Origin of the sequence: Saccharomonospora halophila 8, assembly GCF_000383775.1 — a bacterium.
Lineage (GTDB): Bacteria > Actinomycetota > Actinomycetes > Mycobacteriales > Pseudonocardiaceae > Saccharomonospora > Saccharomonospora halophila.
The window spans coordinates 45,016-49,784 of record NZ_KB912482.1; the positions used below are offsets into that span (position 1 = coordinate 45,016).

Consider the following 4,769-nt stretch of genomic DNA (forward strand, 5'->3'; position numbering starts at 1 on the left):
GGCGCCGACGCCGCCGTGGTCACGCTGAAGGAGCGGGTCGACGCCGCCTTCGCCGACGCCGCCGGGCCGGGACTGCGGGCGGTGGCCACCGTCGCGGTCGGGTACGACAACATCGACGTCCCCGCGCTCACCTCGCGTGGCGTCGTCGTGGCACACACCCCGGGCGTGCTCACCGACGCCACGGCCGACATCACCCTGGGGTTGCTGCTGTCGGTCACCCGCAGACTCGGTGAGGGCGAACGGCTGCTGCGGTCGGGCACCCCGTGGTCGTTCGAGCTCGACTTCATGCTCGGCACCGGGCTGACGGGCCGAACCCTCGGCATCGTCGGTCTCGGCCAGATCGGCCGCGCGGTCGCCCGGCGGGCCCGCGCGTTCGGCATGGAAATCGTCTACACCGGACGCCGGCCCGCCCCCGCCGGCACCGAGGAGGAACTGGCGGCCGCCTACCTGCCGCTGCCCGAGCTGCTGGCGCGTGCCGACGTCGTGTCCCTGCACTGCCCGCTCACCGCGGACACGCACCACCTGATCGACGCCGACGCGCTCGCGACGATGAAGCCGACCGCGTTCCTGTTGAACACCGCGCGGGGTCCGGTGGTGGACGAGGCCGCGCTCGCCGACGCGCTGGACGCCGGGACGATCGCCGGGGCCGGGCTGGACGTCTTCGAGCACGAACCCGAGGTCCATCCCGGACTGCTGGGACGCGACGACGTCGCGCTCGCCCCGCACCTCGGCTCGGCCACCGTCGCGACCCGCACCGCCATGGCCACCCTCGCCGCGCGCAACGTCGTCGCGGTGCTGCGGGGCGAGCGGCCGCCGACGCCGGTCCCCGCGGACTGAACCGTCCGGACCGTCCACGACGGAATCCGACCGCGAGGGTTCAGGGCTTCAGAACGATCTTGATCGCCCCGTCCCGCTTCTTCTGGAAGATGTCGTAGGCGTGCGGCGCCTCGGACAGCGGGAGCTGGTGGGTGGCGAGGTCCTCCACGCCGAGCGGGTCCCCGTCACCGGTGAGCAACGGCATGATCTCGTCCACCCAGGCGCGGACGTTGGCCTGCCCCATCCGCACCTGCACCTGCTTGTCGAACAGGGTGAGCATCGGCATCGGGTCGACCATGCCGCCGTACACACCGGACAGTGAGACGGTGCCGCCGCGCCGGACGGCGTCGATCGCGAGATACAGCGCGGAGAGCCGGTCCACAGCGGCCTTCTCGGTCACCTTGGCCGAGACGGGGCCGGGCAGCAGCGTCGCCAACTGCTGGGCCATCCCGGTCACGGGCGCCCCGTGCGCCTCCATGCCGACCGCGTCGATCACCGAGTCGGTGCCCCGGCCGTCCGTGCGGTCCCGGATCCGGTCGGCCACGTGCTTGTGCTGACGGAGATCGAGGGTGTCCACCCCGTACCGCTTCGCCATCGCCAGCCGCTCGTCGACGAGGTCGACGCCGATCACCGTCCGCGCGCCGCGATGCCGGGCGATCCGCGCGCACATCTGGCCGATCGGGCCGAGGCCGAGCACGGTGACCGAGCCGCCCGCCGGGATCCCGGCGTACTCGACGGCCTGCCACGCCGTCGGCACGACGTCGGACAGGTACAGGAAGCGCTCGTCGGGGGGACCGTCCGGGACCGTGATCGGTCCGAACTGGGCCTGCGGGACCCGCAGCCGCTCGGCCTGCCCCCCGGGTACCTGGCCGTAGAGCTTGGTGTAGCCGAACAACGCCCCACCCTTGCCGTGCTCGCGCACCTGGGTCGTCTCGCACTGCGAGTACAACCGCTGGTCGCAATAGAAGCAGTGCCCGCAGGAGATGTTGAACGGCACCACGACACGGTCGCCGACGGCGAGCCCGTCGACGGCGCTGCCGACCTCCTCGACGATCCCCATCGGCTCGTGCCCGAGCACGTCGCCGGGGTCGAGGAACGCCCCCAGTACCTCGTAGAGATGCAGATCCGACCCGCACACACCGGTCGAGGTCACCCGGATCACCGCATCGGTCGGTTCGACGATCCGTGGATCGGCGACCTCGGACACCTGCACGTGGCGTTTGCCCTGCCAGGTCACGGCCTTCATCGGTGTCTCCCCTCGCACGGCGATCGGTCGTGGAGGTGCACGCGCCGACCGGACCGTTCACACCGCCGAGGCCCCGCCCGGAGCCGGTCCGCGGGCCGGTGCCGGGCCATCGGTGGTCGCCTTCGGACGAGGACGTACCACCGATGGCCGACGACCAAACCGTCGTCGGGCCGGTGTCAGCCCTGCGACTCCTCGGCCTCCTCCGCCTGCTGCATCACGGCGAAGTTCAGCTGTCCCTGATCGTCCTGCTGAATGTCGAGGACCTTGTCGTCGAGGAACATGGCCGCCTGGGGCTCCAGGAACACGCGTGCGCCGCCCTCGGTGCCGAGCACCTGGTCGCCGTCCTCGGGAGCCGTGGCGATCGACAGCGCCAGTTGGGCGCCCTCGTCGGTCTCCTCGCGCACCGCGAACCGCAGGCCGGCCGCGTCTTGCCCGTCCTGGGAGGTCAGTGCGCCGATCGCCTCGGCGGCAGCGTCAGTCATGGCCAGCATGTCGGCATTTCCCTTCGGTCGCGTGTGGCTGCCAACCCCCACCGTAGGCGTGCGGGGTCCGAAACGCCGTTCCACCGCCCCGGAAACACGCGATGATCATGGACGGGTACCGTGCCCGGCCCGACCGCGAGCGTCCACAGCGGCCCGTCCGTCGCACGACTCCCGCATCCCCTGCGCACGGACTCATCCGCCGCCGCGGAGCCCGTCCGGTGTACGGCCGTGGCGCACGGACCGGGGACGCGCCGTCGTCACGCGGCACCCTCGTCGAGCATGCTCGCCCAGAGCAGCACGTGCCAGACGGCGTCGAGCCGGGCCAACGGCTCCGGGTCCGCCCCGATGAGCCCGAGGTGGAACCGCACGTCCCCGGGGTCGTCGTTCAGTTCGGCCAGCACCGCGCGCAACACCGCGCGCACGGCGGGATCCAGGTCGTCGATGTCGAACGGCTCGTCCTCGTCGTCGACGAGTTCGGCGGTGAACGTCCCGGCCCCGACCTCCTCCGACCCGCCGACCGTCCGGTCGACACCGGGCGCCTCCGTCCCGTCGTCGGCCCGCTCCCGCAGGTCACCGGCCACCATCGACACAAGTTCACCCAGAAGGGGACACAACAGGTGCCGCCGGGGCGCGTCCGGCGCCACCACCGAGGCCAGCAGCGTGGCCAGTCCCTCCGCATCGTCCCCACGGAGGTCGGTCAACATCCGCTCGGTGAGGCCACGCACATCGGCCGAGCTCACGTCTGTTCCCCCTCCTGCTCCTCCACGCCCTCCGGGGTCCGGACGGCGTCGGCGACGGACCCGCCCACGCGGTCGGCGTTCTGCCCGCGCCGGACGGCCGGGGTGTCCGGCGCGGACACCTCACCACTCGGGTCGACCGGCCGCGGCTCCTCGGTGACCGGGTCCACTGTGTCGTCCACTTCCCCGGGCGGACGATCCCCGATCGGGCGATTGGGTACCTCCGGTTCGGAGAAGTCGGACTGCTCCTCACTCACCCGCTCGTCCAGCGTCTCGCCCTGGTGCTGCTCGAACGGCGTCATGCCCTTCCGCGTCGCCTCGCTGTAGTGCTCCGGAGGCTCCACTCCCTCCTCGAGCGGATCCAGCCGGAGCCGGTCCTCGTCGAGGTCCTCCGCACTGCTGAGCGACGCGGGGTCGCTCTCGACACTGTCGGGCATCCCGGTGTCCTGCGGTGGTGTCACGGGCTCCTCGCCGTCACTCATCGGCTCCTGCTCCCTTCGGCCCCACCCGCCGGGGCGCCGCGCGTCAGCGCGGTATCCGTGAGCATCGTGCGTTAGCGCTGTACCCGCGGGCGCCCGGGGACAAACGACCGGGGAACCCGGCACCGGGCGGCGTCGGCGACGTCCCCGGCGGGTGGCTCCGCCGTGCGATCCGGTGTGACCCGTCCCGGGGAAGGTTGCGAATCGGCCACGGAGCTTTCTACCGTGGACCCTGAGCGGTTGAGCCCACAGCCGTGTCGAGGCAGGTCCCCGGCGATTCGTGCGGAGCACGAGATGCGTACGCCGAGACGTACGCGCCCGAGAGACGTGCGCAGCCCGAGATGCGTGCGTAGGCTGTTCCGCACAGCTACGGAATCGGGGGTCGCACCTGCCCGTGCCCTGTCCGAACACTACGGAGGGACAACACAGTGCGTAGCACCGATCCGAACACCCTGCCCCCGCAGTCGTCCCCCGACGGGCAGCCGCGGCAGCTCGACAGCCACGGTATGCGCATCGATGCCGAACGGCGGTCGGGCAGCGCGGTGCTGGCGCGGGTCTCCGGCGAGGTCGACCTGCTGTCGGCCCCGGAACTGCGGCAGTGGGTCCGGAACAACGTCGGCCGCGACGACAGCCTCGTGCTGGAGCTCGACGGCATCGGCTTTCTCGGCTCCGCGGGCCTGTCCGTGCTGGCCGAACTGTCCGAGCGGGCCGCCCACAACGAACTGACCTGGGCGATCGTCGCCACGAAGCGCGTGGTGCTACGGCCCCTGGAGGCGACCGGGCTGTTGTCGCAGATGCCGGTCTATCAGACCGCGGACGAGGCGATCGCCGCGGTCACCGGCGCGGAGTAGCCGTGCCCCCGGCCACGGTGGCCGATATGGTAGTGGGTGGTCAGTCGCCCGTCCCCGGCGATCCGGTGGACCCGGTTGACGGGGCCTTCCGTGGGCGGCGCCCCGAGGAGGAACTCCCGGACCGCCGGTCGGGTGTCGTGGTTGCCCGGAATGGTCAG

The 4,769-nt window shown here is 72.0% G+C and carries 6 protein-coding genes and 1 pseudogene; 2 read left to right on the plus strand and 5 right to left on the minus strand.

What is annotated here, in order from left to right; all coding sequences use genetic code 11:
* Positions 1-837 (plus strand): 2-hydroxyacid dehydrogenase (locus SACHA_RS0101320; protein ID WP_019806571.1); only part of this gene is annotated, 837 nt, incomplete at its 5' end.
* Between the two features lie 40 nt (positions 838-877).
* Here SACHA_RS0101320 and SACHA_RS0101325 read toward each other — a convergent pair.
* From SACHA_RS0101325 to SACHA_RS0101340, 4 genes are all read right to left on the minus strand, one after another.
* On the minus strand, positions 878-2,062 hold the full coding sequence (locus SACHA_RS0101325) for a zinc-dependent alcohol dehydrogenase (protein ID WP_019806572.1): 1,185 nt from the start codon (positions 2,060-2,062) through the stop codon (positions 878-880).
* Positions 2,063-2,238: 176 nt separating this feature from the next.
* Positions 2,239-2,553: a HesB/IscA family protein gene (locus tag SACHA_RS0101330; protein ID WP_007026356.1), complete on the minus strand. Its 315-nt coding sequence runs from the start codon at positions 2,551-2,553 to the stop codon at positions 2,239-2,241.
* A gap of 248 nt (positions 2,554-2,801) precedes the next feature.
* A complete protein-coding gene (locus SACHA_RS0101335) occupies positions 2,802-3,284 on the minus strand; it encodes a hypothetical protein (RefSeq protein WP_019806583.1) in 483 nt (160 codons plus the stop codon).
* Positions 3,281-3,763 (minus strand): hypothetical protein, encoded by a 483-nt coding sequence (locus SACHA_RS0101340; protein WP_019806584.1) that lies wholly within the window; start codon positions 3,761-3,763, stop codon positions 3,281-3,283. Before SACHA_RS0101340 ends, SACHA_RS0101335 begins: the two co-directional genes overlap by 4 nt.
* A gap of 425 nt (positions 3,764-4,188) precedes the next feature.
* Between SACHA_RS0101340 and SACHA_RS0101345 the strand changes: the two genes are divergently transcribed.
* Positions 4,189-4,611 (plus strand): anti-sigma factor antagonist, encoded by a 423-nt coding sequence (locus tag SACHA_RS0101345; protein WP_019806585.1) that lies wholly within the window; start codon positions 4,189-4,191, stop codon positions 4,609-4,611.
* Here SACHA_RS0101345 and SACHA_RS25885 read toward each other — a convergent pair.
* Positions 4,566-4,769: pseudogene (locus SACHA_RS25885) on the minus strand (hypothetical protein); the annotation flags it as partial. The gene SACHA_RS0101345 and the pseudogene SACHA_RS25885 overlap by 46 nt on opposite strands.

What these genes read in the sequence shown, in the direction of transcription:
- SACHA_RS0101340 (WP_019806584.1), bottom strand. Translation starts at nt 3,763, where the DNA reads ATGAGTGACGGCGAGGAGCCCGTGACACCACCGCAGGACACCGGGATG.
- SACHA_RS0101330 (WP_007026356.1), bottom strand. Translation starts at nt 2,553, where the DNA reads ATGCTGGCCATGACTGACGCTGCCGCCGAGGCGATCGGCGCACTGACC.
- SACHA_RS0101325 (WP_019806572.1), bottom strand. Translation starts at nt 2,062, where the DNA reads ATGAAGGCCGTGACCTGGCAGGGCAAACGCCACGTGCAGGTGTCCGAG.